Source organism: Methylocystis sp. H4A, from assembly GCF_015709545.1.
GTDB lineage: Bacteria > Pseudomonadota > Alphaproteobacteria > Rhizobiales > Beijerinckiaceae > Methylocystis > Methylocystis silviterrae.
This window is the reverse complement of sequence record NZ_JADNQY010000028.1, coordinates 781990-807480: the sequence shown is the minus strand read 5'-3', so window position 1 is coordinate 807480 and position 25491 is coordinate 781990. Positions and strand designations below refer to the sequence as shown.

The 25491-nt window shown below is 64.0% G+C and carries 26 protein-coding genes and 1 pseudogene; 5 read left to right on the top strand and 22 right to left on the bottom strand.

The genetic code is table 11. The features are described from left to right. The first annotated feature begins 227 nt into the window (after positions 1-227). A complete protein-coding gene (locus IYW40_RS20465; protein WP_196402053.1) occupies positions 228-581 on the top strand; it encodes a polyhydroxyalkanoic acid system family protein in 354 nt (117 codons plus the stop codon). Here IYW40_RS20465 and IYW40_RS20460 read toward each other — a convergent pair. Genes IYW40_RS20460 through IYW40_RS20445 form a run of 4 tightly spaced genes read right to left on the bottom strand, consistent with a single transcriptional unit; the run spans position 556 to position 4220 of the window. Then, positions 556-1251, bottom strand: a complete 696-nt coding sequence (locus IYW40_RS20460; protein WP_196402052.1) for a class I SAM-dependent methyltransferase — start codon at positions 1249-1251, stop codon at positions 556-558. The genes IYW40_RS20465 and IYW40_RS20460 overlap by 26 nt on opposite strands. Before the next feature lie 41 nt (positions 1252-1292). Then, the gene (locus IYW40_RS20455; protein ID WP_196402051.1) at positions 1293-2216 is read right to left on the bottom strand and encodes a prephenate/arogenate dehydrogenase family protein; all 924 of its coding nucleotides are present in this window, start codon (positions 2214-2216) and stop codon (positions 1293-1295) included. Beyond that, on the bottom strand, positions 2209-3339 hold the full coding sequence (hisC, locus tag IYW40_RS20450) for a histidinol-phosphate transaminase (RefSeq protein ID WP_196402050.1): 1131 nt from the start codon (positions 3337-3339) through the stop codon (positions 2209-2211). The genes IYW40_RS20455 and hisC overlap by 8 nt, the downstream gene beginning before the upstream one ends. Positions 3340-3341: 2 nt before the next feature. Then, positions 3342-4220, bottom strand: a complete 879-nt coding sequence (locus IYW40_RS20445; RefSeq protein WP_196402049.1) for a chorismate mutase — start codon at positions 4218-4220, stop codon at positions 3342-3344. A 114-nt stretch (positions 4221-4334) separates the two neighbouring features. On the opposite strand from IYW40_RS20445, the gene IYW40_RS20440 reads away from it, so the two are divergent. Then, positions 4335-4631 (top strand): CopG family ribbon-helix-helix protein, encoded by a 297-nt coding sequence (locus tag IYW40_RS20440; RefSeq protein WP_196402048.1) that lies wholly within the window; start codon positions 4335-4337, stop codon positions 4629-4631. Next, positions 4628-4915 carry a type II toxin-antitoxin system RelE/ParE family toxin gene (locus tag IYW40_RS20435; RefSeq protein ID WP_196402047.1) on the top strand — a complete coding sequence of 96 codons (288 nt, stop codon included), beginning with the start codon at positions 4628-4630 and terminating at the stop codon, positions 4913-4915. Before IYW40_RS20440 ends, IYW40_RS20435 begins: the two co-directional genes overlap by 4 nt. Before the next feature lie 105 nt (positions 4916-5020). On the opposite strand, the gene IYW40_RS20430 is transcribed toward IYW40_RS20435, so the two are convergent. Both IYW40_RS20430 and recN read right to left on the bottom strand, forming a co-directional pair. Continuing rightward, positions 5021-5929, bottom strand: coding sequence for a hypothetical protein (locus IYW40_RS20430; RefSeq protein WP_196402046.1), 909 nt, complete (start codon positions 5927-5929; stop codon positions 5021-5023). A gap of 222 nt (positions 5930-6151) precedes the next feature. Next, positions 6152-7831, bottom strand: coding sequence for a DNA repair protein RecN (gene recN / locus IYW40_RS20425; protein WP_196402045.1), 1680 nt, complete (start codon positions 7829-7831; stop codon positions 6152-6154). Positions 7832-7943: 112 nt separating this feature from the next. On the opposite strand from recN, the gene IYW40_RS20420 reads away from it, so the two are divergent. Continuing rightward, entirely contained in the window at positions 7944-8840 is an 897-nt protein-coding gene (locus IYW40_RS20420) for an alpha/beta hydrolase (protein WP_196402044.1), read from the top strand. On the opposite strand, the gene IYW40_RS20415 is transcribed toward IYW40_RS20420, so the two are convergent. From IYW40_RS20415 to murB, 7 genes are all read right to left on the bottom strand, one after another. Further along, a complete protein-coding gene (locus IYW40_RS20415) occupies positions 8837-9721 on the bottom strand; it encodes an outer membrane protein assembly factor BamD (protein ID WP_196402043.1) in 885 nt (294 codons plus the stop codon). The two genes, IYW40_RS20420 and IYW40_RS20415, sit on opposite strands and share 4 nt — an antisense overlap. Before the next feature lie 165 nt (positions 9722-9886). Further along, positions 9887-10813 (bottom strand): UDP-3-O-acyl-N-acetylglucosamine deacetylase, encoded by a 927-nt coding sequence (gene lpxC / locus IYW40_RS20410; protein ID WP_196402042.1) that lies wholly within the window; start codon positions 10811-10813, stop codon positions 9887-9889. 176 nt (positions 10814-10989) lie between these two features. After that, positions 10990-12624, bottom strand: coding sequence for a cell division protein FtsZ (gene ftsZ, locus IYW40_RS20405; protein WP_196402041.1), 1635 nt, complete (start codon positions 12622-12624; stop codon positions 10990-10992). 147 nt (positions 12625-12771) lie between these two features. Next, the gene (gene ftsA / locus IYW40_RS20400) at positions 12772-14082 is read right to left on the bottom strand and encodes a cell division protein FtsA (RefSeq protein WP_196402040.1); all 1311 of its coding nucleotides are present in this window, start codon (positions 14080-14082) and stop codon (positions 12772-12774) included. A gap of 4 nt (positions 14083-14086) precedes the next feature. Then, positions 14087-14887 (bottom strand): FtsQ-type POTRA domain-containing protein, encoded by an 801-nt coding sequence (locus tag IYW40_RS20395; protein WP_246720934.1) that lies wholly within the window; start codon positions 14885-14887, stop codon positions 14087-14089. Between the two features lie 182 nt (positions 14888-15069). Further along, complete coding sequence (locus IYW40_RS20390) at positions 15070-15993, bottom strand: D-alanine--D-alanine ligase (protein ID WP_196402038.1); 924 nt, start codon at positions 15991-15993, stop codon at positions 15070-15072. Between the two features lie 309 nt (positions 15994-16302). Then, positions 16303-17223, bottom strand: coding sequence for a UDP-N-acetylmuramate dehydrogenase (murB, locus tag IYW40_RS20380; RefSeq protein ID WP_196402036.1), 921 nt, complete (start codon positions 17221-17223; stop codon positions 16303-16305). A 14-nt stretch (positions 17224-17237) separates the two neighbouring features. On the opposite strand from murB, the gene IYW40_RS21955 reads away from it, so the two are divergent. Then, entirely contained in the window at positions 17238-17645 is a 408-nt protein-coding gene (locus tag IYW40_RS21955; RefSeq protein WP_246720933.1) for a hypothetical protein, read from the top strand. Positions 17646-17682: 37 nt separating this feature from the next. Here IYW40_RS21955 and IYW40_RS20370 read toward each other — a convergent pair whose 3' ends face one another. The 9 genes and pseudogenes from IYW40_RS20370 to mraY all read right to left on the bottom strand — a co-directional run bounded on the left by IYW40_RS20370 (position 17683) and on the right by mraY (position 25489). After that, the gene (locus tag IYW40_RS20370) at positions 17683-17964 is read right to left on the bottom strand and encodes a ribbon-helix-helix protein, CopG family (protein ID WP_196402034.1); all 282 of its coding nucleotides are present in this window, start codon (positions 17962-17964) and stop codon (positions 17683-17685) included. Positions 17965-18177: 213 nt separating this feature from the next. Further along, positions 18178-18555 carry a DUF2513 domain-containing protein gene (locus IYW40_RS20365; RefSeq protein ID WP_196402033.1) on the bottom strand — a complete coding sequence of 126 codons (378 nt, stop codon included), beginning with the start codon at positions 18553-18555 and terminating at the stop codon, positions 18178-18180. Further along, a complete protein-coding gene (locus IYW40_RS20360) occupies positions 18555-18896 on the bottom strand; it encodes a hypothetical protein (protein ID WP_210327381.1) in 342 nt (113 codons plus the stop codon). The genes IYW40_RS20365 and IYW40_RS20360 overlap by 1 nt, the downstream gene beginning before the upstream one ends. Before the next feature lie 99 nt (positions 18897-18995). Next, a pseudogene (locus IYW40_RS21950) lies at positions 18996-19103 on the bottom strand (type II toxin-antitoxin system VapC family toxin); the annotation flags it as partial. A gap of 190 nt (positions 19104-19293) precedes the next feature. Further along, positions 19294-20700 (bottom strand): UDP-N-acetylmuramate--L-alanine ligase, encoded by a 1407-nt coding sequence (gene murC / locus IYW40_RS20355; RefSeq protein ID WP_196402031.1) that lies wholly within the window; start codon positions 20698-20700, stop codon positions 19294-19296. Between the two features lie 2 nt (positions 20701-20702). Next, on the bottom strand, positions 20703-21812 hold the full coding sequence (murG, locus tag IYW40_RS20350; protein ID WP_196402030.1) for an undecaprenyldiphospho-muramoylpentapeptide beta-N-acetylglucosaminyltransferase: 1110 nt from the start codon (positions 21810-21812) through the stop codon (positions 20703-20705). 13 nt (positions 21813-21825) lie between these two features. Continuing rightward, positions 21826-22980, bottom strand: coding sequence for a putative peptidoglycan glycosyltransferase FtsW (locus IYW40_RS20345; protein WP_196402029.1), 1155 nt, complete (start codon positions 22978-22980; stop codon positions 21826-21828). After that, the gene (gene murD / locus IYW40_RS20340; RefSeq protein ID WP_196402028.1) at positions 22977-24404 is read right to left on the bottom strand and encodes a UDP-N-acetylmuramoyl-L-alanine--D-glutamate ligase; all 1428 of its coding nucleotides are present in this window, start codon (positions 24402-24404) and stop codon (positions 22977-22979) included. Before murD ends, IYW40_RS20345 begins: the two co-directional genes overlap by 4 nt. Before the next feature lie 2 nt (positions 24405-24406). After that, positions 24407-25489, bottom strand: coding sequence for a phospho-N-acetylmuramoyl-pentapeptide-transferase (gene mraY / locus IYW40_RS20335; protein WP_175092736.1), 1083 nt, complete (start codon positions 25487-25489; stop codon positions 24407-24409). Between the last annotated feature and the right edge of the window lie 2 nt (positions 25490-25491).

Here is a 25491-nt window from a genome sequence, read left to right as displayed (position 1 = left end):
TTTGCCTCGGGTAAGGGGACGGTCTGAAATTCCGGACGTCGTGGCGGCGACGGCGCGTCGAGCGCCCCAACGGAAGTTGCGACACCGCTCAACGCCAGAGCCAGCGCAACCTCGACTATAAAGCGTACACGCTCGCGCGAGATCGTCGTCCTCATCATCGCCTTTAGCCGCGCCATTCTTCTAATCCCCCAGAGGGGCGCCTACATTGGGGCGAGTGGAGGAAGCCAATGTCGAACGCCATCACCGTCACAGTGCCGCACGATCTCGGCGTCGACGCGGCGAAAGCCCGCGTCTCCGAACAGCTGGCAAGGATGCAACGCGAATATGTGGACAAGGTCGCGCATTCCGAAGTCACCTGGGCCGGCGACGTCGGAACGGTTCGGGTGACGGCGCTCGGTCAAACGGCGACGGCGCAGATCACGGTGCTGAAAGATTTGCTGCGCATCGACGTTCAGCTGCCCTGGGTGTTGGCGGCTATTTCCGGCAAGCTGCAGCAGGTCATCTCGCGCAACGCCGGCGACGCCTTACGCATCGGCCAAGCGTCGCAAAACGACGCTAGCGCCGCGCGTAAAACACCGTGAAGCGATGGCGCTTCCAGCCGATGTCGGCGTAGCGGAATCCCGCGTCTTCGAGCCAGGCGATCTGATCTGCGAAGGTCGCGCTGCGATCGAGTTCCGCGCGCTTTCTCGCCGCCGCGAAATCATCGGCGGCGATTCCTGAGCCTCGGACATCCGCTTCCCAGCGGCGTTGATAGGCGTCCTCGATTTCACCGGTCGCGCCGAGCGACTGGTCGGCGTTGATGAAAACGCCGCCGGGCCGCAGCGCATCATGAATCCGCCGGAAGAGGCGGCGCTTCGCCTCGTGATCGAGATGGTGGATGGAGAGCGCCGAGACGACGGCGTCGAGCGGCCCAGGGAGCGGCGCGGTTGCATAGTCCGCGAGCGACAAGCGCAGGCGCGCGCCGTAAATCGCAAGCCGTTCGCGCGCCGCATCGAGCATCTTCGGCGCGAGATCGACGCCTTCGACCTGCGCGCCGGGAAACCGGTTGAGAATCATTTCCGACAAGAGACCGGTGCCGACGCCAAGGTCGACGCATCGAAATTCTCCCTCGCCCACGACCTCTTCGAGAAGGTCGAGCGCGGTCCCATAGAAGGCGTCGAAATGCGGAATGAGTTTGCGTCGCAGCGCGTCATAGCCGGGAACGGCGTTTTCGAAAGCGGCGCGCAGCGCGTCGAAATTCGATTCGGTCATATGTGATTCCCGTGAAGACAGCGGCCGTGGAGAGACGGTTTTCACCGCCCTTCCGCTCGCCTTCCGAAGTCGGGCGCAGCCGTGTCCTGGCCCTGTTCGACGATCGAGCGGCGGATGTCGCGCGTGCGCGAGAAAAATTCCAGCAGTCCCTCCCCGTCGCCCCGCCTGATCATCCGCTGCAGCGCGCTGAGATCCTCATTGAAGCGTCCGAGCATCTGCAGGACGGCGTCCTTATTGGCGAGGAAGATGTCGCGCCACATGATGGGATCCGAGGCGGCGATGCGCGTGAAATCGCGGAATCCGGACGCCGAGAATTTGATGACCTCGGAACGCGTCTCATCGCCGAAATCATCCGCCGTGCCGACGATGTTATAAGCGATGAGATGCGGCAGATGGCTCGTGAGCGCGAGCACGGCGTCATGATGCGCGACGCTCATCGTCTCGACGTTCGCCCCCAAGCGCATCCAGAATTTCGTCAGCCTTTCCACGGCCGCGGCGTCGGCGTTGTCCGGCGGCGTGAGAATGCACCAACGGTTCTGAAACAGCGTGGCGAATCCTGCGTCCGGCCCGGAGAACTCCGTGCCGGCGATCGGATGGGCGGGAATGAAGCGCGCCGGTTCGGCAAGATGCGGCGTCATTTGCGCGACGACGGCGCCTTTCACCGAGCCGACGTCGGAAAGAACGGCGCCCTTTTCCAGATACGGCGCGAGGCTTTGTGCGACGTCGCCGCAAGCGCCGACAGGCGTGCACACGATGACGAGATCGGCTCCACCAACCGCCTGCGCATAATCTTGTGTCGCAACGTCGGCGAGACCGAGTTCGCTGGCGCGGCTGACGACCTTCGGCGATGAATCCATCACCGCGATCTGCCGCGCCGCGCCAAACTCACGCGCCGCGCGCGCGATCGATGAGCCGATGAGTCCGACGCCGATCAGCGCCAGGCGTTCACATACAGGATCAGCCATGAACGCCTGCTTGCGCGTCTTGCGGCGTCCGGGCGCTCTGCATGAATTCAGCAAGCGCTTCGACGACGCGTTCATTCGCCTCCTGCGCGCCGACGGTGAGCCGCAGGAATTCTCCCATGCCATAGGCGCCGATGGCGCGCAGCACCAGGCCGCGCGACATGAGGAAGCGGTCGGCGTCGAGGGCCGTCAATCCCGGCGCGTCGGGAAAACGTATGGCGACGAAATTGGCGACGCTCGGCAGAACGTCGAGGCCGAGTGCGGAAATTTCTCGCGAGAGCCACGGCAGCCAGCGGTCATTATGCGCGATCGCCGCGTCGAGATGGGCGCGATCCGACAGCGCGGCGATCGCCGCTGCTGAACCCACGCTTGAGACATTGAAGGGCGAGCGGATTCGGTTCAGCGCGTCGATCACATGCGCGGGTCCGTAGGCCCAGCCGACGCGCAGGCCCGCAAGGCCGTAGATTTTCGAGAAGGTGCGGGTCATCACGACATTTTCATGCGCATCGACAAGCGCGACCCCCGCCTCATAATCCTCGCGCAGGACATATTCGGCATAGGCGGAATCGAGCACGAGCAGCACACGCGCGGGCAGCGAACGCGCCAGCCGCGAGACTTCATTCGCGGGCAAAAACGTGCCGGTCGGATTGTTCGGATTGGCGAGAAAAACGATCTTTGTTCTCTCGCTCACAGAGGCAAGAAGCGCGTCAACTTCCGCTGTGTAGTTCGTCTCGGGAGCGACAACCGGCGTCCCCCCCGCGGCGAGAGTGACGATCTTATATTCAAGGAACCCATGCTGGCTGTAGACGCCCTCGTCTCCGGTCCCGATGTAAGCGAGCGCAAGCAGCTCCAGAAGATTGTCCGAGCCGGCGCCGGCGATGATCCGGTCCGGGTTCAGCGCGTAACGCGCGCCGATCGCCTCGCGCAGGGCGCGCGACGAGCCTTCGGGATAAAGCGCAATCTCGCCGGCCATGTTGCGCAGGGCCTCCACCGCGCGCGGAGATGGCCCGAGCGGCGTCTCATTGGCCGACAATTTGAACACGCGCGCAGCGCCTGGCGCGGCGCTCCTGCCGGGCACGTAAGCGTCGATCGCGAGAACACTGGTACGGGGAGCGGGTTTGGTCATGATCAATCGCCTGGCGCGAAGACGCCGCTGCGCGCATCGTTAAGTTGGAAGCGCATCGCATGGCTGCCGATCACGTCGACGCGCGCGCCCTCCACCCCTGCTTCGGCCAACGCTTTGGCGAAGGACTGGGCGTCAGCGTCGCCGGCGGCGGCGACAAGCAGCGCCAGCCCTTCCGGATGGGGGGCGCTCGCGAGGATTTCGCCTTTGAGCGTCTGGAAAGCGGCGGGCAGCGCGTGCGTCCAGCGCGCGAGGCCGACCGCATAAAGCGTCACGCCATGCGCCATCGCCTCGGCCGGAAGCCGCGCGACGACGAACATCGGCAGACCTGCGGGATGATTGGGCCGCTCGACGAAAGGCAGGCGCGCGATGATCTTGGGGGCGCCTTCGCCAACGAGGCGCATCCACCAGGCGCCATCCGATAGCCCGCCCGTCGCGCGCAAGATCCCCAGATCGCCGGTCGACGCGGCGACCGCGTCGATCACCGCGCCAGCGCCGTGATGCGCGACATAGGGAACGGTGAACCCGAAGTGGAAGCGCGCCGAATCGCGCATCTGCGCGTCGCCGCCGGAATCATCGGCATGCACCGAATAATTCGCCTGAACATAGGTGAAGGTCGAGACGATGACGCGCCAAACGCCTTCGACGGCGTCGAGCGGCAGGAGCCCCTGGTGACGCTCGACCAGCGCGCGCATCATCTGCGCCTCGCGATCGGGTCGAAAGGCGCAGCCGACGCCCTGCGCGCGCTTCACGGCGATCAGCCGGTCGATGATCTCGCCGCGCTCCATCAACAGCCGATGCATATCGCGATCGATCCGGTCGATCTCGTCGCGCAATTCGGCAAGCGTGTCCGCGGCGGGCATGAGCAAAGGCGCATTCTGCATGGCGCACTCTCTTAGGCCAGCGCGGGACAGGAGGCAACGAAAGGCGACGCGCCGTCCTCCCGGATATTGCTGAATGACAATTGTCGCCGACAGGCGGTGTGTTATGCTGTGTACATGCAATCACCGGCTGCAAAGATCAAGCGCACAAAGCGCGAAACATCCGAGACCTTCACCGTGAGGGTCGGTCCAGAGATCAAGAAGCGGCTCGCCAGCCTTGCGGCGAGCACGGGCCGCAGCCGCTCCTTTCTCACGGCCGAGGCCATCGCCGAATATCTCGACGCCAACGAATGGCAAGTCGCTGGAATTCGCCAAGCCCTGGGCTCTCTCGATCGCGGCGGCGGCGTTGAACATGAAGAGGTGCGTCATTGGATCGAGAGCTGGGAAACGCCTGACGAAACCCGCCGGCCGTGAAGATCATCTGGTCGCCCGAGGCGATCGACGATCTCGCCGCCCTACGCGCAGACATTTTGCGGGACAATCCCGCGGCTGCGCGACGCGTCGCCCTTCACCTTCTCGAAATGATCGAGACGACTCTTGCGGAGAATCCGCCTATCGGCCGCCCCGGCCGCGTGCCTGGAACGCGCGAATTCGTCATCGACAAGACGCCCTACAGCGTTCCTTATCGCGTCAAGGACAACGCGCTTCAGATATTGCGCATCTATCATGGCGCGCGTCGCTGGCCGGAGTCGCTGTGAAGTCAGCCACCCCTTCCAAAAGGCGGTAGGTTATCGGTTTGATTTTCAGCTTGCGACCCGCAGCAATCGTCCCGTTGAGCGGATGATGAATGGCTTGATTTGACCCTAAGCAGTCATATCTGGGCTGCGCGTCGCTTCAGCTTTCTCCTGAAAAGCGATTGCGGCTTTCTGTATGATTTCGTTGGCTCGTTCCTCGAAGATAGCTTTCATGAAAGCCTGCTTATCAGTCTCCATTTTCAATCGGTAGAAATCAATCGTTTGAGCGTCAGACAATTCGATAGGTACAGTAACCTCGCCTTGTTGTGGTATGCTTACAGTAATATCGACGATGATTGGGCGGGGCTTGAAGACTCGCATTACCATTTGCGCATCCTTCAAATCCATCGGTTCAGCGTATCCTTTAGTCGCATCAAACTTCAGAATTTGCATGTTGCTACGAAAACGTATCGTATTCAGCACATCAAACTCTAAGCTCTTGGTGTCCTTGCGTTGAATAAAACGAACTCCCGGCGTCAGAGGAACTGGAACCTGTGGGTATGTGACAATCCCAGCCCGCGACAAAAAGCCGGACCAAAAATTAAGAGCGTTCGTGAGCGCTAAGTCGAGATTACGCTTTGTTCCATCCGAGCATTTTGCCATTATGAAGGTTTGAAAATCCGAGTAGATTCCTTCGGCGTCTTCAAACAGCGTTATGGCAACTACCTCTTGAACATCATCTGCAGAGGCTATCAACGAAGTGCCCTGCGGAGTCCTTCGTTTGACTTGTGCGTGTTTGGTCGCATTCGCTACATCTGCGATAAGGCGATAATCGGGACATGCAGACTCAATGTCTCTTCGTGATTTGGCCAACTGGGCGGGCAAATGTTCCCGGATATGGAAAAGAGCAGTTGCTAAGCCTATAGCTGCTCTAAGATGCTGGTCCCTCCCGGACTTTCTTTCGTCACGTTTGACGACGTATTCATCATGTGCTGCAATGACACTATTCATAAACAATGCTCCGAGATCGTCGAACATTGTCGCCCTCCCGTGCTTTGCCGTGAAGCGGCCACTATACAGCACGGGCGGTTGCACCGAAGGCATGTGGTGGCGGAGCGCGCGCTTAGTTGCATAAGACCAAATCCGGGATCTAAAGCGATGTCCGGTAATGGCGCGAAGTGGCCACCTCCCCGCCAGCCAAAAGTTTCCGCTTCCCGCCAAAGGCCGAACTCTAGCGGAAATACCGCCCAAAGGCGGCCGTTAACCCGCCCCTTCCAGCAGCCGCGCTGCGGCGGCGCGCGCTTCTTCGGTGATGGCGGCGCCCGAGAGCATGCGGGCGATCTCCTCGCGCCGCTCGCCCTCGGCAAGCACCGCGACGCTGGTCGCGACGCGCTTGTCCTTGCCGGTCTTCGCCGGCGCGCCCTTGCTGATGCGTAGATGCTGGCCGGCGCGCGCGGCGACCTGCGGCGCATGGGTGACGGCCAGCACCTGCGCGCGCGCGGCGAGACGCGCCAGCCGCTGACCGATGGCGTCGGCCACGGCGCCGCCGACGCCCGTATCAATTTCGTCGAAGACGAGCGTGGGGGCCGAGCCGCGATCGGCGAGCACGACCTTTAGCGCCAACATGAAGCGCGCGAGTTCGCCGCCCGACGCGACCTTGGTCAGCGGACCGGGGCGCGATCCCGGATTGGTCTGCACCCAGAATTCGACGTGATCGATTCCTTCTGGCCCGGCGGACTCCGGGTCGCTCGTCACCTGCGTCGAAAAATGCGCGCCCTCCAGTCGCAGCGGCTTCAACTCGGCGTCGACCAGCGCATCGAGTGTCTTCGCCGCAGCGCGGCGCGCCGCGGACAGGGCCAAGGCCGCTTCGTCATAGGACTGCTTGGCGTCTGCAAGCGCGCGCCCCAGCGCGACCAGCCGCGCTTCGGAGGCGTCGAGCGCGGCGATGTCATCGGCGAATTTTTCTTCAAGCTTGGCAAGGTCGGCGACCGCGACCTGATGCTTGCGCGCGGCGCCGCGCAGCGCGAACAGCCGCTCCTCGACCCGCTCCAATTCCGCCGGATCGAACTTCGTCTCAGTGAGCGCCCGTTCAAGCGCTTCCTCGGCGAGACCCAACGCATCGACAGCCTGCGTCAAGGCGCGCGCCGGCGCGTCCAGCAGTTGCGGCGCCTGCGTCAGACGCCGCTCCAGCCGCCGCGCCGCCTGAGCGATTTCCCGCGCCGGCGCCCCGTCATTCGAAAACGCCGAGAGCGCATCGGAAATGTCCGCGGCGACCTTCTCGGCGCGCTGCATGAAGAGCCGCCGTTCGGCGAGCGTCTCTTCCTCGCCCTCCTGCGGCGCCAGCTCCGAAAGCTCGGCGTGGGCGTGGCGTAGATAGTCGGCGTCGGCGCGCGCCTTGGCGATGCGCGCTTCTTCTTCAACAAGCGCGCGGCGCGCCGCCTGCCACGCGCCATAGCGCGCGCGTACGCCCGTCGCTTGCGCGACAAGGCCGCCATGCGCGTCGACGAGCGCGCGATGCGCATTCGGATCGACCAGCGCGCGTTCGTCATGCTGACAATGAATTTCGACGAGTTCGCGCCCAATCGCGCGCAGCGCCTGCGCCGTCGCCGGCTGGTCGTTGACAAAGGCGCGGGTGCGCCCGTCCGCCGATTGCACGCGGCGCAACACCAGCTCGTCCTCGCTCGCGAGGCCGAATTCGCGCGCCGCGAGATGCGCGGGATGATTCGCCGGCGTATCGAACGCCGCCGTCACCTGTCCCTGTTCGCAGCCGGCGCGCACGAGCGACGCGTCGCCCCGCCCGCCGAGCGCCAGCACGAAGGCGTCGAGCAAGATCGATTTTCCCGCCCCGGTCTCTCCCGTAAGCGTCGTCAGACCCGGCGCGAATTCCAGGTCGAGCGCGTCAATCAGCACGATGTCGCGAATGGAAAGACGGACCAGCATGAGTCTTTGCTCAAATGCCTTGGGCGCGCACATGCGCCGGAAGCCGCGCGTCGGCGACGCGCGGACGGCTCTCGATTATAGTCGCCAGCGCCCTTTTCCAAACGGAGATTTTATGGCCGATCTCGGCATCGACGACATTCGCGCGCTGCTGAGCGCAAAACCGCGACCCGTCGGCTGGCCGGCGCGGCGCGTCCGCATCGAGGAAGTCGGCGCCGCTTGGCCGAGCGCGGCGGATGTCTCATTGGCGCGCGCGTCGATCGACGGCGTGGCCGCCGAATGGTCTTGCGCGCCAACGAGCGACCCGTCGCGCGCGCTGCTGTTCTTCCATGGCGGCGGCTATTGCTCCGGCTCGATCGTCAGCCACCGCCGGATGGCCACTGAAGCCGGACGCGCCGCGCGCGCCAGGGCGCTTGCCGTCGAATTCAGACTGGCGCCCGAGCATCCGTTTCCGGCCGCCTATGACGATGCGCTCGCGGCCTGGCGGTTTCTTCGGCAACAGGGGTTTGCCGCGCGCCAGATCGCGGTCGGCGGCGACAGCGCCGGCGGCGGCCTGACGCTTGCCTTGCTGATGCGGCTGCGCGACCTCAAGGAAGCGCTTCCCGCCTGCGCCTGGCTTGTCTCGCCTTGGACCGATCTCACCCTCTCCGGCGAAACGCTGGCAACGAAGGATGGCGTCGATCCGCTGCTGCATAAGGCCTATCTCGAGGAACTCGTGCAAGCTTATGTCCCGACCGGAATCGATCGCCGTGACCCGCGCGTCTCGCCGCTTTTTGGCGACCTGAGCGGCTTGCCGCCGCTCATGATTCAGGTGGGCTCAAACGAAACGCTGCTCGCCGATTCGACGCGACTCGCCGCTGCGGCCGGCGCCGCCGACGTCTCGGTCACGCTGGAGATCTGGCCGCGCATGATCCATGCGTGGCACTTATGGAATGCGAGGCTTGAGGACGGCCGACGCGCGCTCACGCACGCCGGCGCATTTATCCAGGCGTGTCTTTCGGAAGACGGCTAGATCGCGTGCAGCGTCTTGCCGATCTTGGAGAGCCACGAACCTGTGTATTCGTGCGGCTCGAGACCGTCGGTTTTCAGCAGCGCGTGAGCGTCCTTATACCACTGCGAATCCGGGAAATTATGCCCCAGGATGGCGGCGGCGGTCTGCGCTTCGTTGGTGACGCCCATCGCGAGATAGGCTTCGGTGAGACGATAGAGCGCCTCTTCGGTATGGCGCGTCATCTGATATTTGCCGAGAACGTCGTGGAAACGGTTGATCGCGGCGGGGTAGTTCTTGCGAAGCAGGTAGAAGCGTCCGACGTTCATCTCCTTGGCGGCGAGTTGGTCTCGCGTCACCTGGATTTTGTATCTGGCGTCGTTCACATATTCCGACTTCGGAAATTTCTGTATGAGCTGCGTGAAAACCTCCAGCGCCTTCTCCGCCGACTGCTGATCGCGCATGACGTCCGGCACCTGACTATAGAAGGACATGCCCGCGAGATAGTAGACATAGGGCGTGTCGGCGGAGTTCGGATAAAGCCCGATATAACGCATCGCCGACTGCACGGCGTCGTCATATTTGGGGTGCTCGTACTGCGCGAAGGTCGTCATCAGCAGCCCTTTGCGAGACCAGTCCGATGACGGATATTGCTTCTCCAATTCGCCGAATTTCTTGGCTGCTCCCTCGTAGTCCTTGGCCTTCAGCCGCGCCAGACCGGCGTTATAGAGATCCTCGGCCGGGATGTCGGGCGTGATCTCCGTCTGATATTTCGTCCCGCCGCTGCCAAAGAGACCGAAACCGCTGGTGATCGAGTCCATGAGGTCGGCGCGCGCCGGCGCCGCGCCGATCGACAAGGCCGACGCCAAAGCCAACACTTTGAATGAACGAGCGAAAACCGACATGTGTTGCCCCATTGCGGCGCTGCGCGAAGCTCGCGCGGTCCCGGCGCCTCGAAAGCTATCAGCCAAATGGCGTCGCAGGACGCCCCTGCCCTGCCTCACGGCGCGCGTCGGGGCGCCGATCCCGCCTTTGCGGTCGGCTGAAAGAAGAACCTTCATCTGGCGAGATTATGGCGATAGGCTTCGGCCTGTCGCACTCTTGCCTTCGTTATGCGCGTCGAGTTCGAGCGCCAGGGCGCCCGCGCGCGCCGCAGCTTCGAGCAGCGCGAGATTAAGGCTATGCCCGCCGCGATAGGAGCGGAAGGCGCCGATGATCGGCGCCCCGGCCAGCGCCAGATCGCCGACGACGTCGAGCATCTTGTGACGCACGCATTCGTCGGCGAATCGCTCCCCGTGCGGATTGATGGCGGCGCGCGCGTCAAAGACCAGCGTATTGTCGAGATTGGCGCCAAGCGCCAGACCTTCTCGCCAAAGCCGCTCCGCATCGCGCAAAAATCCGAAACTGCGAGCTCCGGCCAATTCGCGCCGAAACGTCTCGGGCGTCAGATCGAGCGCCAGGCGCTGGCGTCCGATTGGACAGGGGAAGGCGATTTCCACATCCAAACGAAGGCCGGCTTCCGCTGGCCGCAGCTCCGCCCAGCCGGCCCCGTCGGATACCCGCGCGGGCTTCACGACTCGCAGCGCGCGCCGCGGCGCGGATAGAGCGACGACGCCGGCTTCGTCGATCGCCGAGACGAAGTCGCGGGCCGAGCCGTCCATCGCCGGAACCTCGTCGCCGTCGAGCACAACCAGCGCATTGTCGACGCGAAGCGCCGCAAGCGCGGCCATCACATGCTCGACCGTCGACACGCTCGCGCCGTCGCCGGCGAGCCGTGTGCGCAATGTCGATGCGTCGACGCGCGACCAATGCGCTTCGATCTCGGCTCCGGCGACGCCGAAAACGATCCTGACGTCAGCGCCGGCCGGCGCGAGCGTCATCCTGGCGGGACGACCGCCATGCACGCCCTGGCCGGTTAATGTGAAGCTTCGTGCGAGTGTCTGCTGAACCGCTGGCGCGGCCGCGCTCCCGGGATGCGCGGCGCGGCGCGCGCGCAACGCAGGTCGGCGTGAATCCGATCGAATGGCGCAACCCTCCCCTAAAGCCCGGACGAACGATAGCAAATCCGGGCGCCGACGCTCCAGTCACGCTTTCTTACAGTTTGTTACAAGACCCAGCGGCCAAAATGAAAAGGCCCGCGCGAGGCGGGCCTTTGCCGATTGTCGAGAATGTTTCAGTGGTTGGCCTGGCGACGCAGGAAGGCCGGGATCTCCAGATGATCCTCCTCGGACGGGCGCGGCTGCAGGGCGCGACGACCGTGCGAATCGAGCGCGGCATGTCCGCCGGGAACAACCGGCGCCGGCGCGGCCGGTCGCTTGCCATATTCGGCGTGCGTCGCCGAAGGCTGGCCTGGGGGAGCCATTTGCGGGCGCGGGGTCGGCGCCGCAGGCGCGCCATGCATCGAGTCTTCCTGACGGCTCGCTCCGAAGGAGGCGAGCCGCTCGAAGATCGACTTGCGACGAGGATCGCCAGCGCCCATCTGCTGACGCAGCTGTTCCTGGATGGGCTGGGGAAAATCCTCGATCTGAGGCATGCGCGGCGCACGCGGCTGCTCCGGGGCCGGCGGCACATAGGCGCCGGCCGGCGCTTCGTGGCGCTCGGCTTCGAACCTCGGCTCGCCATAGGCGAGACGCGGCGGCGCCGGCTCGAGGTAGACGCCATGCGCCGGCGCCTGCTCCGAATAATAGCCGGCTGCGGCCTGCGGCTCTTCGCGATGACGCAGAACCGGCGCGGCCTCGACGGCCGGCGCCTGCTGCGCGCGCGCCTGCTGCAATTGGGCGCGCAGGCGCTCGGCGGCCTCGGCGAGACGCGATTCGCTCGTCGGATCATCGGCCGTGATCGCGGTCAGGTCGATGCCCGTCGCGACGACGGAGACGCGCACCACGCCTTCAAGCGACGAATCGAATGTCGCGCCCAGAATGATGTTGGCGTCCTCGTCGACCTCCTGGCGAATACGACTCGCCGCCTCGTCGACTTCATAGAGGGTCAGATCGTGGCCGCCGGTGATCGAGATCAGCAGGCCGCGCGCCCCCTTCATCGACACTTCGTCAAGCAGCGGATTCGCAATCGCGGCTTCCGCGGCAAGATTGGCGCGATTTTCGCCCGTGGCTTCGCCGGTGCCCATCATCGCCTTGCCCATGCCGCGCATGATCGAGCGAACGTCAGCAAAGTCGAGGTTGATGAGCCCTTCCTTGACCATCAAATCCGTGACCGAGGCGACTCCCGAATAGAGAACCTGGTCGGCCATCGCGAAGGCGTCGGCGAAGGTCGTCTTCTCCGTGGCGATGCGGAAGAGATTCTGATTCGGGATGACGATCAGCGTATCGACGCATTTTTGCAGTTCGGAGATGCCCGATTCGGCGATGCGCAGGCGACGCTGACCTTCGAAATGGAACGGCTTCGTGACGACGCCGACGGTGAGAATGCCCATTTCGCGCGCGATCTGCGCGATCACCGGCGCGGCGCCCGTGCCGGTGCCGCCGCCCATGCCGGCGGTGACGAAGCACATATGCGCGCCGGAGAGATGCTCGCGAATTTCTTCGCGCGCTTCTTCCGCGGCGGCGCGGCCGACTTCTGGCTGAGCGCCGGCGCCCAGTCCTTCCGTCACCTGCAGGCCCATTTGGATGATTCGCTCGGCCTGCGACGACGCGAGCGCCTGGGCGTCTGTATTGGCGACAAGGAAATCGACGCCCGACAGACCAGAGGTGATCATATTATTGACGGCGTTACAGCCGCCGCCGCCGACGCCGCAAACCATGATGCGGGGCTTCAATTCCCTGAGTTCGGGAGCTTTAAGGTTGATCGTCATCTGCCAGGCCTCTCACCAATGCGTTCACAACTCGGCGCCCGTTGTCCTTCGCCCTTGGACGCCCGGTCGCCGAACGCGTCGTCCTTGGCAATCATGCTCGGCGCGTCGAAGGGCGCGCCGGGTCGAAAGAATCACTCTCACGCGATACTAGAAGCTTTCTCTTAACCATCTCCCTACGCGCGAGATGTATCCGTCAGTTCCCGTCGCCGCGCGCTCGATCCGGCGCGGCTCGAAATATTCATGCGCGGCGACTTGCGGATAGACGAGCAGCCCGGCGGCGGCCGCGAAGGCGGGGCTCTTCGAGGAATCCGGCAAGCCTTCGACGCCGATCGGCCGTCCGACCCGAACCTGTCCGCCGAGAATGCGGCGCGCCGCCTCGGCGACGCCTGTGAGCTGGCTCGCGCCGCCCGTCAGCACGATACGACGGCCAGGACCGCTCGGATGGCCGGCCTTCGCCAAGCGGTCGCGCAGGAACTCCAGCGTTTCCTCGATGCGCGGGCGGATGATGCGCACGAGATGCGATTTCGGCGCATGCGCCTTGTGATCGCTCTCGCCGACGTGATCAAAGGAAATGGTTTCGCGCTCGTCGGAGGTCGAAGCGATCGCCGAGCCGTGAAAGGTCTTCAGCCGCTCCGCGTCGGAGAGCCGCGCGTCGAGTCCGCGCGCGATATCCATCGTGACGTGGGCGCCGCCAAGCGTCACGGCGTCCAGGTGAATCATCTCGCCCCGCGCGAAGACGGCCACGGACGTTGATCCAGCCCCCATGTCGACGACCATGACGCCCATCTCGGCCTCGTCGGGTTCGAGCGTGGAGAGCCCGGCGACATAAGGCGTGGCGGCCATGGCTTCGACGCTGAGATGGCTGCGCTCGACGGCGACGAGAAGATTGCGGGCGGCGGCCTGATCGCAGGTCGCGACGTGGAGATCGACCGCAAGCTCTTCGCCGATCATGTCCTTGGGCTCGCGGATGCCGGACACGCCGTCGAGCGAAAAGCCCGTCGGCAGCGAGTGAATGGCGACGCGGCCGCGATGGAGATGATGCGCGGCCGAAGCTTCGAGCACCCGATGAATATCGTGCTCGGCGACTTCGCGGCCGCCAATCACGCGTTTCGCCTGAAAATGCTGCGAGGACAGTCGGCCGCCCGACGCCGTGACGATGACGCGCTCCACCTGCATGCCGGCCATGCGCTCGGCGGCGTCCACGGTTTGCCGGATCGCGGCGTCGGCGGCGTCCATGTCGACCACCAGGCCGTTCTTCACGCCCAGAGAGCGCTGATGGCCAATGCCAACGACGCGAACGCGATGCGTGCGCCAATCGCCGGGCGCGACCGCGCCAAGGGGCGTGAGCCGCGCGATCAGGCAGGCGATCTTGGACGTGCCGACGTCAAGCGCCGCGAACGTCGCCGAGCGACGTGGCGAGAGCGGCTTCATGCGCGGCGGGACACCAGGGGAAATCATGCAGCTAACCACCACTCTTGGTCGACTTGCGCGGCGCAAGCTGCGCTTCGCGCGCCGCAGCGGCCTCTTCCGTCAGCCTTACGCTGACGCGGTCGGGGATGCGCAAGTCGATGAACATGACGTCCTTGTCGAGGATCCGCGCCTCTCGCTGCAGCCGCGCGAGCGTCTCCAGCGCGCTCGCGGGACCGATCTCCGGCAGTTTCACCGTGACGCCGTTCGTCATCTCGAAGTTCCAGCGGCGCCCCGCGACGAGCACGCCGGCCTTGATCCGATGCGCTAGGTCGCCGGCCGTCGTCATCAGCATGAGAAATTCGAGCAGCCGCTTCTGCGCGCCCTCGCCGACGACGAAAGGCAGACCGAGATAGCGCTGGTCGCGCAGCTCATCGATCGGCACCCCGTCTTCGGAAATGACGGCGACGCGTCCGTCGCGCTGCCATAAGGCGCTTGGCTGACGCTCCTCGATCGCGATGACCAGGCGATCGGGGTAGAGCTTCATCACCCGCGCGGATTTGACGAGGGGGACCTGCATCAGCCGGTCACGCACCGCCGTCGCATCGAGAAAGGGCAAGGAGTTTCGCGGCCCGACGCCAGCAGCGTCGAGGAGTTCGCGTTCGGTCAAACGCGATTGACCGGTGATGGTGACGGCGGAAATCGGAAACCCGGCGACGCGCGCCGCTATGTCGTAGAGTTCGCCCTCGCTTGCGACGAGAGCGGCGTAACCGCCGTTCTCGACGAATCCCGCCGCGCCGATCGCGGCGAAGAGCGCGAGCGTCGCCAGAGCGCCGACGCCGGGACGGCCCAGCAAGGCGAGGCGCGAAAGGAGACGTTCACCGCGGGTTCTTCGCGCCGACGCGCGCGGAGCGACCGCCGCGGGGGCGGCGGGAACGGCTGCCGGCGGGATGGACGCTACAGCGGCCGCCGCCAAGGCGTATGGGGCTTCTCCGGGAACGATGGGGACGAGCGAGTGCCGAGCCGCAAATGACTCTCTCAACGATCGCAGGATGCGTCTTCCACCATCCATCTGACCAACTCGCCGAATGAAAAACCTGCGTATGCCGCCATTTCTGGCACGAGCGAGGTCTCCGTCATTCCCGGCTGCGTGTTCACTTCCAATACGACGAGCTCGCCCGTACCTCCGGGGCGGTCGTCGTATCGGAAGTCCGCGCGGCTTACGCCGCGACAGCCGAGAGCTCGGTGAGCCTCAAGGGCCAAATGTTGGACCTCTTGGTAAATATTCAGTTTAAGATTTGCCGGAAGGACGTGTTTCGAGCCGCCCTTGGCGTATTTGGCGTGATAATCGTACCAGCCGCCGTCGGCCGCGAGAATTTCGATCACGTCGAGAGCCTTGTCGTTCATGACGGCGCATGTGAGTTCGCGCCCGGCGATGAACTGCTCCGCGAGCATCATGTCGCCATGAGTCCAATCCTCACGCCATAATTCCTGCGGGGGATGCTCTTGGCCCTCGCTGACGATGAAGACGCCGAAGGAGGAGCCTTCGGAGACGGGCTTGAGGACATAAGGAAGGGGCAGCGCGTGCGCTTTGGCGGCGTCCAGCCTGTGCAGAACGCGCCCTTTTGGCGTCGGAACGCCGGCGGCCGCCATCACCGTCTTCGCGATATCCTTTTTCATCGCCACCGAAGAGGCGAGCACGCCCGAGTGCGTATAGGGGATGCGCAGAAGCTCCAGCGCGCCCTGAATGCAGCCGTCCTCGCCAAACCTGCCATGGAGCGCGTTGAAGGCGACATCGGGTTTGAGCGCCGCAAGAATGTTTGCGACGTCATGCCCCGCATCGACGCGGGACACTTGAAATCCCTGCTCTTCGAGGGCTTTCGCGCAGGCCTCGCCCGAGCGCAAGGAAATTTCGCGTTCGGCGGAGAGTCCGCCCATCAGAACGGCGACGTGCTTGGTCATGTGCTCTCGACTTGAAAAATGCCAACTAAAGATCCGAATAGGCGGCTTCGTCGGCTTCCGAAGCCCATTCGGTGAATGTGGCGAAAGGACAGAGCGAGTCGCTTAACGCGCCTGACGCTCGCGAAACTCGCTCTTCGACCGAAGGACTCTTCTTCGGTCCCTGCTCGTCGCCGCTTTTCGACGTGGCCGCCGTTTCAGCGGCGTCCGAGAAACGGTGCGATTTTATTCGAGGCGGCACGGCGGGAATCTCCTCAAGCGTCCACGCTAAGATCTCAGCAGCGACGACGCAATCTTCTCGCGCCATTCATCTCAAGCGACGCCGATGCGCTTGATCTCCCAATGCAGCTCGACGCCGCTCGTCTCGCGCACGCGCCGGCGCACTTCCTCGCCGAGCGCCTCGATGTCGGCGGCGCTCGCGCGCCCACGGTTGATGAGAAAATTGCAGTGCATCTCGCTGACCTGCGCATCGCCGACGACCAGTCCGCGACAGCCGGCCGCGTCAATCAACCGCCACGCCTTTTCGCCGTCAGGATTCTTGAAGGTCGAGCCGCCGGTCTTTTCCTTGATCGGCTGCGAGGCCTCACGCGCCGCGGTGATGCGCTCCATCTCGGCGATGATCGTCGCCGGATCGCCGAAACGTCCCTGGTAAAGCGCCTGCGTGAAGATCACGTCGTCGGGGGCGGAACAATGGCGATAGGCGTAGCCCATGTCGGAGACGCCAAAGACGCGGACGTCGCCGGCGCGGTCGACGCCGCGCGCTTCAATCAGCGCGTCCTTCGTTTCGCCGCCATGCGCGCCGGCGTTCATGCGCAACGCGCCGCCGATGGCGCCGGGAATGCCGCGATAGAACGCCAGCCCGTCAACGCCCGCTTCCGCCGCGGCGCGCGCCGCCTTCACATCGGGGACCGCGGCGCCGACGCGCAGCCTGCACCCGTCTTCGACGACGATCTCGCCAAAGCCCTTGGCCGAAAGCCGTATGACCACGCCTTCGACGCCGCCGTCGCGCACGATCAGATTGGAGCCAAGGCCGACGACGGTCACGGCAATCTCTCGCGGCAATCGCGCGAGGAAATAGGCGAGATCGCCTTCGTCGGCCGGCATGAACAGGATCTGCGCCGGCCCGCCGACGCGAAACCAAGTGTAAGGCGCGAGCGGCTCATTCGCCGCGACGCGCCCGCGCAATTGCGGCATGGCGGCGGCGATGTCGGCGGAAATGTCGGGGAAGGTCATGTGCGACTTTCGGCTTGATCGACGTTACGTCACAGTTCCGCGATTTGGACGACACGCACGCCATGACCCGAGCGGAAGCGGCGATCGTTCGTGACGAAGATATCGCATTGCGAGGCCAACGCCGTTCGAAAATGCACCGCGTCTATCAGTCTCAGGCCGAGATCGGCGCCGAGGCGCGCCGCTCCAATGAGCGTTTCAAGGTCCACGGGCCGAATGTCGAAGGTCCTCTCCTCAAAGAACAGGCGATCGTAACCGTTTTCGAGCACCTGACTTTGTCGTCTGAAGGCGCCGTAGAAGCATTCCGCAACGCAGACTTCACTGGTGACAAAGCTCGTGTTTTGTTCGATGAGGGCATACCAGAGGCTGGAGATTTTCGAATAAAACGCCGGGTTCGCTTCGATAAAATAGATAACCGAATTTGAGTCGAAATAGGCCCGCCCGCCTTCGACCGGAAGCGACTCATTCATCGCCACGGAATTCACGGATGCGTGCGTCGATCTCCTCAATGGATTGCGGTCCGACGAGCCGGTAGCCGATGCCCTCAAGCTCCTTCAGGCGACGAATGCGCTCTTGCGGCGACGGCTGGGTTTCCTTCTGCACGATGCGCGGAAGAAACTGCTTCAGCGTTTCCTCCACGAGATAGGAACGCGAGCGGCGCGTGCGCCGCGCCGCCTCGTCGAGGATTTTGCGCGTTTCGTCGGTCAGACGAACGGATGTCGGCGCGGATGGCGCAGGTTTCATGACGAAGATAGGGCTGACTACGATGTAGTCAATTGTAGTAACAATCCTGCGGAAGTCAAATCAAGCCACATAAATTCACTTCCCTTCGTCACCCCGTCGAGAAACTGCTTGGGGTTGTGCTGACGAAGAATTTCCAAAAGCGGGTTTGGGCGCGCTCGCAGGCGGCGGCGACCATGGCCGGCATCACATGAGTGGCACAGGGGACAAGCTGGTTCATGGTAGACCGAGCTGTATTTTGATTTCGGCCTTTGCGATTTCCCACATAAGACCGAGGCCAGCGCCCCCTATTCCTTTCACCCGTGCTCTAATTTTGCGCCAGATTTCAGGATCGCGAACGTCATCGAGAAACTCATGACCAAGCCATCGGAAACCGTAGTACGACGCGATGTGGCCATTTGCGTCGATGCCTCCCATGGAGATTAGATCGCCTTGGGTCATGATGCGTATGTGATAGGCGATTTCGTCAGCCGAACGCCCCTTGAATACTAGCGGCTCCGCGCCGACGATCAGCGGAATTGGATTGTCAAAGTGCGCAGGGAGCGGCTCAAGCTTGAGCAAAATCTCCCTTACCAAGTCCATGTCGCGCTTCATCAGAGGCCTCGAAACACGGCTTCAACGTCTTGAATCGGAGTGGAATTGTCGAAACTGTGAAGCGCCGTGCCTGTCTGGGTGCGATCGCGAATTTCGATTCGGGCGGTGTGATGATTATAGGCAAGCGCATACCGGCGACCGCTGACGGTCAGCCACAGGACATTCGCCAGCTCGCCATCATATTGCTTGATTTCGATCGAGCCAGGATCGGCGCGCCAGATAATGCCGCCAAGTAGCGCGAGGGCGATCGCCTTCACCTGACCGGCATGGTGATCGGCCCGGCCCATGACCCCTTCGGCATAGGCGTGAAGGGTCGAAACGTCTTTCGCTGTGATCGCCACCTGACCTCCTTCTATATATACGATAAAGGACATTATCATCCCTTGCGAAGGCAAAGGTAGGGTGGCCATCGAAGGCAGCTGCTCGAAGGCTAACGCCTTTAGCGGCGCATTCAGGGTCTTCGCCAGCGCATAGGCTGCGCAATCGCAGATGTTGAGTCTCGCCTTGGGGTCGATTCCCTTGCCGTAGCGGTTGAACGCTTCGGCAGCGACGCCGCGGCGATTATATTGACGGAAATGTCGGGGAAGATCACGAGAAGCCCCCTCCCCAACCCTCCCCCGCTTCGCGGGAGAGGCAGCAGATCACGCGTTTCATCCAAGCTGCGCAAGAATCGCTCGTTAGGGTCCCCTCTCCCGCTTTAGCGGGGGAGGGACAGGGAGGGGGCGAAACCAACGCCCATCATCCCTGCCCCGCCGCAAGTTGCTCCGGCAGCGCATAGGCCCATTGCGTGATATTGCCGGCGCCAAGACAGACGACATAATCGCCCGGCGCGACGATCTCGCGAACCATCGCCGCCAGCACTTCGGGAGACGGCAGCCCCATCGCGCGGCGATGGCCATGCGCCTTGATCGCCGAGACGAGCGCGTCGCGATCGACGCCCGGTATCGGCTGCTCGCCTGCGGAATAGACGTCGGCGATGATGACCACGTCCGCGTCGTTGAAGCAGGTGGCGAAAGCATCAAAAAGCGACTGCAGCCGCGAATAGCGATGCGGCTGCATCAGCGCGACGACTTTGCCCTTGGTGGAGGCGCGCGCCGCGCGCAGCACGGCGGCGATTTCGACGGGATGATGTCCATAGTCGTCGAAAATCTGCACGCCGTTCCATTCGCCGGTCTTGGTGAAGCGCCGCTTCACGCCGCCAAAGCCGGCAAGCGCCTTGCGGATCTGTTCGGGCGACAGGCCGAGCTGATTGGCGACGGCGATCGCCGCCGTCGCGTTCAACGCATTGTGATGGCCCGGCATCGGCAGGACGAGATTTTCGAGATAGATCGCCTGCGACGTCTTGCGGTCGCGCAGCAGCACATTGAACTTCGACACGCCGCCCTCGAGATCGACGTCGAGCAGACGCACGTCGGCCTGCGGATTTTCGCCATAGGTGATGACGCGGCGGTCCTCGATGCGGCCGACGAGCTCCTGCACGGTCGGATGATCGAGGCACATCACCGCGAAGCCGTAGAAGGGAATATTTTCGACGAAGTTGCGGAAGGCTTCCTTGATGGCGTCGAATGTATGGAAATGGTCGAGATGTTCGGGATCGATATTGGTGACGATGGCGACGTCCGCCGGCAGTTTGAGAAACGTGCCGTCGCTTTCATCGGCCTCCACCACCATCCAGTCGCCGGCGCCAAGACGCGCATTCGTGCCATAGGCGTTGATGATGCCGCCGTTGATCACGGTCGGATCAAGGCCGCCGGCGTCGAGCAGCGTCGCAACGAGCGAGGTCGTCGTCGTCTTGCCATGCGTGCCGGCGATGGCGACGCATTGCTTGAGGCGCATCAGCTCGGCCAGCATTTCGGCGCGACGCACGACCGGCAGACGTTTTTCGCGCGCCAAGACAAGTTCGGGATTGTCGCGCTTTATTGCGGTCGAGACGACGACGACGGCGGCGGCGCCGAGATTTTTCGCGTCATGTCCGATGCTGACCGTCGCGCCCTTTTCGACGAGACGCTTGACATTGGCGTTTTCGGCGGCGTCCGACCCCTGCACCTTGTAGCCGAGATTGAGCAGCACTTCGGCGATGCCGGACATGCCGATGCCGCCGATGCCGACGAAATGAATCGGGCCCAACTCTTTCGGCAGTTTCATCCCTAGCTCCGTTTCGTAGCGCCTATCCGCGCCACATCGATAATCAGATCGGCGAGCCGATCGGCGGCGTCGGCGACGCCGACGCTCTTTGCGGCTTCGGCGCGCGCGGAAAGCTGCGCCGGCGCATTGATGAGGTCACAAAGCCGCCGCGTCAAAAATTCCGGCGTGAAGTCGCTCTGGCGCACGGTTTCCGCGCCGCCCGCCGCTTCGAGAAAAGCGGCGTTCGCCGCCTGATCCTGGTCGAGCGCATGCGGCAGCGGCACCAGCATCGCCGGTCGCCCGATAACCGCAAGCTCCGAGACCGTCGACGCGCCGGCGCGGGTGATGACGAAATGCGCCGCGGCGAGCCGCGCTGGGAAGTCGGCGAAAAAGGGCGCAATCTCGGCGCCGACCCCAGCGCCGGCGTAGATCGCCTCGACGCGCGCGATATCTTCGGGACGCGCCTGTTGCACGACGGCGACTTTCGCCCGCAGCGCGTCGGGGAGCGCCGCGACGGCCGCCGGCACGATGTCCGCCATGACGCGGGCGCCCTGAGAGCCGCCGGCGACGAGCAGCCGGAACATTCCATCGTCGAATGAAGGATAGGGAGTCTTGGCGGCCTCGAGCACATTAGGACGCACCGGATTGCCGGTGACGACGAGCTTGCTTTGCAGGGCCGCCGGCACGGCGAGAGTCGGCAGGCCGGCGGCGATCCTGTCGACGCGGCCGGCGAGGAAGCGGTTGGCCTTGCCCATGACGCCGTTCGCTTCGTGCAAAGCGCTCGGCACGCCGAGATAGGACGCCGCAAGCAGGGGCGGGACGGTCGGGTAGCCGCCGAAACCGATCACCGCGGCCGGTTTGACCTGGCGCAGCAGCGCGGCCGCCTGCGCCGTTCCGAGGGCGAGACGCGCAACCGCCTGGGCCTTGGCCAGCAGCGAGCCGCCCCGCGGCGTGCCGGCGGGGATCACATGCATGGCCCGCGCCGGAAAGGCGCCGCCGTAGCGCAGGGCGCGCTCCTCGGTGACGAGCTCCACCGCCAGCTCGCGGGCGGCGAGCGCATGCGCAAGCGCCTCGGCCGGAAAGAGATGGCCGCCGGTGCCGCCGGCGGCGAGGAGAATCGGCGAATCGATCATACCGAGGCTTTTATCACGCGGCGGCGGGCGCGCCCGTCGCGGCGAACTCAGACAGCACGCGGGACCGCGGCCGCTTACGCGTGACGGAGAGCAGAAAGCCCATGCCGAGCGACAGCGAAATAAGCGAAGAGCCGCCATAGGAGACGAAGGGCAACGTCATGCCCTTGGCGGGCATAAGATGCACGTTCACCGCCATATTGATGCAGCTCTGCAGGCCAAACAGCATCACGAGTCCCGCAGTCGCAAATCGGCAGAAGGGATCGCTGTTGCGCGCCGCCGAAAACAACCCCCGCACCACGACGAAGGCGAACACCGCGGCAAGCGCGATGCAGATAAGAACGCCGAACTCCTCGCCGATGACCGCGAAGATGAAATCCGTGTGCGAGTCGGGCAGGATGCGCTTGATGACCCCTTCGCCCGGGCCCTTGCCGAACCACGAACCGGCGATGAAGCTCTCAAGCGCCGTCTCCGACTGGAAATTCGCCGGCACGCCTGCGACCGGCGGCGGCGGCTCCAGAAAGGATTCGATGCGCGCATGGACGTGCGGCACGAATTTATAGGCGAGCAGCGCCGAGACGCCGCCAAGTCCGCCCAATCCGACAACCCAGATCCAGTGCAGGCCGGCCATAAAGAACAGCGCCGCCCAGACAATCGAAATCAGCATCGTCTGACCGTAGTCCGGCTGCATCATCAGCGGCACGATCGCGATCGGCAGGAGCAGAAGCGCGATCAGATTGCCTGGAACATCCTTGCGACGCGCCCCTTCGGAGAAGGCCCAGGCGACGAGCACGACGAAAGCGGGCTTCAAGAATTCCGAGGGCTGAACGCCGAAGATCCATCGCTTCGCGCCCTTCACTTCCTGACCGTAGAAGATGGTTGCGAAGACGAGCGCGAGAGAAACGATGAAAATCACGAGCGCCAGTCGGCGCACGTGACGCGGCGAAAGAAACGACGTCGCAATCATCAGGACCAGCGCCGGCAGAAGATAGAGCACCTGCCGGTTGACGAAGTGGAAGGTCGCCAGATGCAGCCGCTCCGCGACGGGCGGGCTGCCGGCCATGGAAAAGACGAGACCGGCGACGATCAGCAGGGCGAGGCTCGCGAGCAGCCAGCGATCCACTGTCCACGCCCAGTCGGAGAATAGCGTTCGTTCCGCGCGCGAGATCATGTCAGCTCTCCTTTTCGCGCCGCGATCACGGCGGGAAGCCCTTCGACGAAGCCGCGAAACGCGTCGCCCCGCGCCTCGAAATTGGCGAACTGGTCGTAGGAGGCGCAGGCCGGCGACAGCAGCACGACCGGCTCGGGGGCGCCTTCGGCAAGCGCGTCGAGCGCCGCGCGCGTCGTCGCGACGTCAAGCGTTCCGCAATGTTCGAAAGGCAGCGCGCCTTCCAGCGTGCGCGCAAAATCGTCGGCGGCCTCGCCGATCAGATAGGCTTTGCGGATGCGCGAGAAATGCGGTCGCAGCGGTTCGACGCCGCCCTCTTTCGATCGGCCGCCGAGAATCCAGTAGATATCGGTAAAGCTCACCAAGGCCTTTTCGGCCGCGTCGGCGTTGGTCGCCTTCGAGTCGTTGACGAACAGCGCGCGCTCGATGCGCCGGATTTCCTCCATCCGATGCGGCAGGCCGGGGAAGCTCAACAATCCGCGCAAAATCTCGTCGTCGTCCAATCCGCATTCCCACGCGGCGGCGGCGGCAAAGGCGGCGTTCTGCGCATTATGCGCGCCGCGAAGCGCGCGCGCGCCTTCGAGCGAACCGATCAGCTCGGCTTCCTCGGGCGGATGTCCCTGCTCGCGGAAATAGACGCTTCGATCCTCGACATAAAATCCCCAGTCGAGCGCACGCTTCCCGGAGACCGGCACGACGCGCCGCTCGGGGGTCTCGGCTTCAACGAGGCGCGCGCCGATCGCATGGCAATAGGCGTCGTCGACGCCGACCAGAGCCACTTCCGCCGCGGTGACGAGGCGCTCCTTGATGGCGGCGTAATTTTCGATTGTCCCGTGACGGTCGATATGGTCCGGCGTAATGTTGATCAGCACGCCGATGGTCGGCGCCAGCGAGGGCGCGAGATCGATCTGGAACGACGAGCATTCGATGACGTGAATGCGTTCGTCCGACGGCGGCTCAAGGTCGAGAATCGGCACGCCGATGTTGCCGCCGAGCTGAACGTCGCGGCCGGCTTCGCGCAAGATGTGCGCGATCAGCGCCGTGGTCGTCGATTTGCCGTTTGTGCCGGTGATGGCGATGAAGGGCGATCCCCCGGCGCGCGCTTCGCGTTCGCGGCAGAACAGTTCGACATCGCCGATGATCTCGACTCCGGCGGCCTTCGCCGCCAGCACCGTCCAATGCGGCTCGGGATGGGTCAGCGGCACGCCGGGAGAGAGAACGAGCGCATCGAAGCCGCTCCAGTCCGCGAGCGCGAGATCCTCGAGCGCGACGCCTTGCGCGATCGCCTTGAGCCGGCCGGCCTCGCCGTCGTCCCAGGCGGCGACCTCTGCCCCGCCTGCGATCAGGGCGCGGGCCGTGGCAAGGCCCGAACCGCCGAGGCCAAAAAGCGCGACGCGCTTGCCCTTGAACGTCTCGATCGGCGTCATCGTCACCTCAGCTTCAAGGTCGAGAGGCCCATCAGGGCCAGGACGAAGGCGATGATCCAGAAGCGGATAACGATCTGCGGCTCCTTCCAGCCCTTCTGTTCAAAATGGTGATGGATCGGCGCCATCAGGAAGATGCGCTTGCCGGTCAGCTTGAAATAGCCGACCTGGATGATGACCGAGGCGCCTTCGATCACGAAGAGCCCGCCGACGATGACAAGCACGAATTCCTGCTTCACCGCGACGGCGACGGCGCCCACGAGCCCGCCGAGCGCCAGCGAGCCGGTGTCGCCCATGAAGATTTGCGCCGGCGGCGCGTTGAACCACAGAAAGCCGAGTCCCGCGCCGATGAAGGCCGAGCAAACGATAGTCAGTTCGCCAACGCCCGCGACGTAATTGACGCCGAGATAGTTCGAAAAGATCGAATTGCCGACGAGATAGGCGAAGATCGCAAAGGCGCCGGCGGCGATCATCGACGGCACGATGGCGAGGCCGTCGAGTCCATCGGTGAGATTGACGCAATTGCCCGCGGCGACGATGACGAAGGCGCCAAACAGGATGAACAGCGGACCCAGGGTCGCGACATAGCCCCGCACCATGGGGATGGCGAGCTTCGTCATGTTCTCGCCGCCTGTTTCCATCAGCGCGTAGCAGGCCAGGCCGGCAATCAAAAACTCAAGCGCCAATCGCATCTTGCCCGAGAAGCCGGCGTGCGACTGCTTGGACACCTTGAGATAATCGTCATAAAAGCCGATGAGGCCGAAGCTGACGGTGACGAAGAGCACGATCCATACATAGGCGTTGCGCAAATTCGCCCAGAGCAGCGTCGCCGCGACCAGTCCCGAGAGGATCATCAGGCCGCCCATCGTCGGCGTGCCTTTTTTGGTCACAAGATGCGAAGCCGGTCCGTCCTCGCGGATCGGCTGGCCCTTGCCCTGTTTGATGCGCAACGCGGCGATGACGCCCGGTCCGAAGAAAAACACGAAGAACAGCGCCGTCGCCGCCCCCATAGCGGCGCGAAAAGTGATGTAGCGGAAGATGTTTAGCGGACTGTATAGATAAGAGAAGTCCGCAAGCAGCGTTAGCATCG

Coding starts and splice junctions, on each gene's coding strand:
- IYW40_RS20415 (WP_196402043.1), bottom strand. CDS start 9,721: ATGTCGGTTTTCGCTCGTTCATTCAAAGTGTTGGCTTTGGCGTCGGCC.
- murD (WP_196402028.1), bottom strand. CDS start 24,404: ATGACGCCGATCGAGACGTTCAAGGGCAAGCGCGTCGCGCTTTTTGGC.
- IYW40_RS20370 (WP_196402034.1), bottom strand. CDS start 17,964: ATGAAACCTGCGCCATCCGCGCCGACATCCGTTCGTCTGACCGACGAA.
- IYW40_RS20455 (WP_196402051.1), bottom strand. CDS start 2,216: ATGGCTGATCCTGTATGTGAACGCCTGGCGCTGATCGGCGTCGGACTC.
- IYW40_RS20420 (WP_196402044.1), top strand. CDS start 7,944: ATGGCCGATCTCGGCATCGACGACATTCGCGCGCTGCTGAGCGCAAAA.
- IYW40_RS20465 (WP_196402053.1), top strand. CDS start 228: ATGTCGAACGCCATCACCGTCACAGTGCCGCACGATCTCGGCGTCGAC.
- hisC (WP_196402050.1), bottom strand. CDS start 3,339: ATGACCAAACCCGCTCCCCGTACCAGTGTTCTCGCGATCGACGCTTAC.
- IYW40_RS20440 (WP_196402048.1), top strand. CDS start 4,335: ATGCAATCACCGGCTGCAAAGATCAAGCGCACAAAGCGCGAAACATCC.
- IYW40_RS20445 (WP_196402049.1), bottom strand. CDS start 4,220: ATGCAGAATGCGCCTTTGCTCATGCCCGCCGCGGACACGCTTGCCGAA.
- murB (WP_196402036.1), bottom strand. CDS start 17,223: ATGACCTTCCCCGACATTTCCGCCGACATCGCCGCCGCCATGCCGCAA.
- mraY (WP_175092736.1), bottom strand. CDS start 25,489: ATGCTAACGCTGCTTGCGGACTTCTCTTATCTATACAGTCCGCTAAAC.
- IYW40_RS20460 (WP_196402052.1), bottom strand. CDS start 1,251: ATGACCGAATCGAATTTCGACGCGCTGCGCGCCGCTTTCGAAAACGCC.
- ftsA (WP_196402040.1), bottom strand. CDS start 14,082: ATGATTTCCCCTGGTGTCCCGCCGCGCATGAAGCCGCTCTCGCCACGT.
- IYW40_RS20390 (WP_196402038.1), bottom strand. CDS start 15,993: ATGACCAAGCACGTCGCCGTTCTGATGGGCGGACTCTCCGCCGAACGC.
- murG (WP_196402030.1), bottom strand. CDS start 21,812: ATGATCGATTCGCCGATTCTCCTCGCCGCCGGCGGCACCGGCGGCCAT.
- ftsZ (WP_196402041.1), bottom strand. CDS start 12,624: ATGACGATCAACCTTAAAGCTCCCGAACTCAGGGAATTGAAGCCCCGC.
- IYW40_RS20345 (WP_196402029.1), bottom strand. CDS start 22,980: ATGATCTCGCGCGCGGAACGAACGCTATTCTCCGACTGGGCGTGGACA.
- murC (WP_196402031.1), bottom strand. CDS start 20,700: ATGAAACTGCCGAAAGAGTTGGGCCCGATTCATTTCGTCGGCATCGGC.
- IYW40_RS20365 (WP_196402033.1), bottom strand. CDS start 18,555: ATGAAGCGCGACATGGACTTGGTAAGGGAGATTTTGCTCAAGCTTGAG.
- IYW40_RS20430 (WP_196402046.1), bottom strand. CDS start 5,929: ATGTTCGACGATCTCGGAGCATTGTTTATGAATAGTGTCATTGCAGCA.
- recN (WP_196402045.1), bottom strand. CDS start 7,831: ATGCTGGTCCGTCTTTCCATTCGCGACATCGTGCTGATTGACGCGCTC.